This is a genomic window from Acinetobacter sp. YH12094 (assembly GCF_013419295.1).
GTDB lineage: Bacteria > Pseudomonadota > Gammaproteobacteria > Pseudomonadales > Moraxellaceae > Acinetobacter > Acinetobacter amyesii.
In genome coordinates, this window is the sequence record NZ_VPAK01000061.1 from 1 (window position 1) to 3,765 (window position 3,765).

Annotated in this window: 3 protein-coding genes and 1 pseudogene; all 4 read right to left on the reverse strand. The window is 40.6% G+C overall.

Going from position 1 to position 3,765, the window contains the following annotated elements; genetic code table 11:
• Nucleotides 1-120 precede the first annotated feature (120 nt).
• A pseudogene (locus FTU34_RS17420) lies at nt 121-597 on the reverse strand (GMP synthase (glutamine-hydrolyzing)); the annotation flags it as partial.
• Between the two features lie 56 nt (nt 598-653).
• A complete protein-coding gene (gene estT, locus FTU34_RS17425; RefSeq protein ID WP_077782102.1) occupies nt 654-1,514 on the reverse strand; it encodes a macrolide hydrolase EstT in 861 nt (286 codons plus the stop codon).
• A gap of 17 nt (nt 1,515-1,531) precedes the next feature.
• Complete coding sequence (gene tet(X) / locus FTU34_RS17430) at nt 1,532-2,668, reverse strand: tetracycline-inactivating monooxygenase Tet(X) (RefSeq protein WP_044502094.1); 1,137 nt, start codon at nt 2,666-2,668, stop codon at nt 1,532-1,534.
• Between the two features lie 23 nt (nt 2,669-2,691).
• A complete protein-coding gene (locus FTU34_RS17435) occupies nt 2,692-3,069 on the reverse strand; it encodes a hypothetical protein (RefSeq protein ID WP_044502095.1) in 378 nt (125 codons plus the stop codon).
• Between the last annotated feature and the right edge of the window lie 696 nt (nt 3,070-3,765).

A 3,765-nucleotide genomic window follows, 5' to 3' on the forward strand; every position in this document is an offset into this window, starting at 1 on the left:
ATGAGGCATGTTCCGCGTCCTTGCAATACTGTGTTTACATACAGTCTATCGCTTAGCGGAAAGTTCTTTTACCCTCAGCCGAAATGCCTGCCGTTGCTAGACATTGCCAGCCAGTGCCCGTCACTCCCACTCAATAGTTGCCGGCGGCTTTGAGGAAACATCGTAGGTTACCCGCGAAATACCGGGAATCTCATTAATGATGCGGCTAGAAACCGTTTCTAAAAACTCATACGGCAAGTGTGCCCAGCGCGCTGTCATAAAATCGATAGTTTCTACTGCGCGCAATGCCACCACATACTCATAGCGGCGGGCATCGCCCACTACGCCAACCGACTTCACTGGCAAGAATACAGCGAAGGCTTGGCTGGTTTTGTGATACAGGTCAGCGGCATACAGCTCTTCGATAAAGATGGCATCAGCCAAGCGCAACCTGTCGGCATATTCTTTTTTTACTTCGCCAAGAATACGCACACCCAAGCCAGGGCCAGGGAAGGGATGACGGTAAACCATGTCGTAGGGCAGACCTAACTCCATACCGATCTTGCGCACCTCATCTTTAAACAGCTCGCGCAGCGGCTCCACCAGCTTGAGCGTCATAACACATTGATATTAGCTTCAATCTCTAAACCGTTGATTTGGAAATACATAATACCCTATTTGTTCATTCTTTTGTTATTTGTTGTATGTTGCGTTATTCCATCAATAATTTTATTCCAATCTTCGAAATGTAGTTCGTGTCCGGTTCCATCAAGCGTTATTAGTTTTGAGCCGTTTATCTTTTCAAGTAAAACTGCTGAATTCTTAAAATGCCATATTTTATCGTCCGTTCCGTGTACAATTAAGGTTGGTTGATTGATTTCGCTCAATCTGTTCCAGTATTCTTCACCACCTTGCAGTGCCGCATGATTGAACATACTTATATAGTTATTAGCTCTTTTAAATTCGGCTCTAATCAGTTTTTCACTTCTTTGTTTGTCAAATTGTTTCCTGCCGCTCATCAATTCAGCACCTTGAATTAAATAATTTGCCACACTGTCTTCATTTGTCCAATCTACGGTTTCAGCTTTTCCGTGAAAATCTAAAATACGCGTATCCATTTCAGGAATTGTGGGGTCTGAGTCGCCCCAAGGACCTGATGAGATTAGTGTTATTGAACTTACCCTGTCGGCATATTTTATTGATGCTATTTGAGAAATCAGTCCGCCCAGTGAAATTCCCACAAAATTGGCTTTGACTATTTTATAGCCGTCCAAAATTGAAATAGCATCATGGGTTAAGTCAACAATATCATAGGGGGTTGAACCCGGTTCGTAATTAGTAGATTTTCCTACGTCCCTATTGTCGTAGCGAATAACAAAAAATCCCTTTTCAGATAGTTTCTGGCAAAATTCAGCATCCCAATACAACATGGATACCGTTGCTCCCGCAATCAAGAGTATTGCCGGATCTTTTTCACATCCAAAACTTTCGGTAAAAAGTCTTATTCCGTTTTTTTTAACTATTTTCTCTTTCATTTCCTCGCCTTTCTGTTTTATAGATTCATTAGTTTTTGGAAAGAAAAGTCGAGGCTGAACATTTCCGTTTCGTTTATTATTGATTCTGCCTGTGCTTCTCTTCCATAAGCAAACATTTGCTGTTCATAATTTTCAATAGCCTCTTCAATGCTGTTAAATTTCCCATTGGTCAGATTATCCGACAATATCAAGGCATCCATCAACCCACTGTTTACGCCTTGTCCTGCAAAAGGAGGCATCAAATGAGCAGCATCTCCAATCATCGTTATGGGTAATGGACGCTTACTTTTCCAAGACTTATCTAAGGGAAATATTCGTGTCGCTAACCCTACAAAAGATGATGTCAAACGAATCAGTTCTTTGTAGCGTTCGTCCCAATCGGAAAATTTTTTCAGGAGAAAATCAACGACACTATTTCTGTCTTGAAAATCTACCCGCGTTTTGCTTTTCCATTCATCAGGTGTTTTAAAACTTATTCCAAAATGCAATGCACCATTATTATTAGGATTCGCAAATAATAAATTACCTTGATGAGCAGCCATTAGCCGGTTTCCATTGCAAAGCTGAAAAAATCCAGGACAGTTCACCTCCGGTTGATGAATATCGGCTTGTATATTGAAAGTACCTGTTTCTTCAACTTCCGTGTCGGTAACAAATTTTCTTACTTTAGACATTCCACCATTGGCAATAATAACCAGATCTGCTGTTTCACTCGATTTATCCTCAAAAGTTAGTATCCACTTCTCCTTATCAGGTTCAAGGGTAACAAGTTTTCTATCCCAAATGACGGTATCATTTTGTAAACTATTTAATAGGATAGTCCTTAAGTCATTTCTGTTTATTTCAGGATTGTCAAAACGATTTTCGGGTCTTACATTTTTTGTGGTTAAAATATTGCCCTTTTCATCAACAATATTTACACCCATTGGTAAAGCTAAGTCATAATAAGTTTGTAACAATCCCGCTCTTTTCATTGCTTCCTGTCCCGAATCCCTGTGCAGATCAAGTGTCCCACCAAAAATCCTTGCATCTTGGTCTTTGTCTCTCTCGTAAACTGTAATGTCCACGCCGTTTTGCTGTAACAATCTCGCCATTGTTAATCCAACAGGCCCGGCACCAATTATTGTAATTTTTTTATGTTTTAGTAAAGTCATATTCTTGTTCGCTGGTTTTAATGTCAACTAATGTCTGTCAATTTAATCACTTTGTTTTTTTTAAATTCAAACACGGATTTTCCTGATAACTTTAGCTTTTGCCCTTTTTTTAAGCCGTTCGGAAAGTCAATTGCTAAAATTGCTGTATAATCAATTTCTATTTCAGTGCTGTTGTCAAAATGCCTAAACGATTTAACTGTCTGTGTTCTCTTTGCAAAGTATGTTTTTGCTGTTTCTGCCTGTTGTTTAAACGCTGTTAACCCTTTCAGCGATAAACTTATATCATTATTTTGAATGTTTTCAAAAACAATATTATCGTCAAGGTCTGCAACCATTTTTTTGATATCAAATTGGTTGTATCCATCGATGTAGTTATTGATGATGTTTACTCTGTCGGTCATATTTTGTAATTATTTATCGGTTACATATTGGTGTTGTCTGTAGGTTGTTCTACGATAATTGCCAACTTTTAACTTCTATACGAAGGAACATGTTGGGATACTTGAACTTTCGATTTAGCGCCAACACGAGCAAACCGAAGTTAGCACCTACTCTCTATTCAGCATATTTTTTAAAAATACTTGTGGCAATGTGTCCGCCAAAACCAAAAGTATTACTCATTGCGTAATTCACTTGCCGTTGTTGTGATTGGTGTAACGTCAAGTTAAATATATCCCTATATTCAGGTTCAATATCTACCGAATTGATTGTTGGCGGAACAATGTTATTCTGAACAACGTATAGGAAGAATAAACGCCCTTTTCACCCAAGTCCAACAGCTTTGGACCGCAGTTGACTCTTTCGACACCCCTGCGATGCAACCCAATCCGGCTGACGGGGAGCCAGCAACGCTGAAAATTTACCCTCCTCTTTCCCACTAGCGGCTCCTTTTCCGACAACCAGCACGGCGGATCCCTGCCGCGGCGCTGTGAACGCAGCATTTTGATTGGTATCGTTGGCCTTCAGGCTCGTCAGTCAAACAGACCCAGGAGCAGCTCAGCCGGTGGCGCCCGGCTTTCGGGTAACGCCCTGGTCCCGCTGGTTTCGGCTTTGTGCTTCAGGTGATCAAGGATCTGCTTGATCACTATAGGGTCTTC

Coding starts and splice junctions, on each gene's coding strand:
- FTU34_RS17435 (WP_044502095.1), bottom strand. CDS start 3,069: ATGACCGACAGAGTAAACATCATCAATAACTACATCGATGGATACAAC.
- estT (WP_077782102.1), bottom strand. CDS start 1,514: ATGAAAGAGAAAATAGTTAAAAAAAACGGAATAAGACTTTTTACCGAA.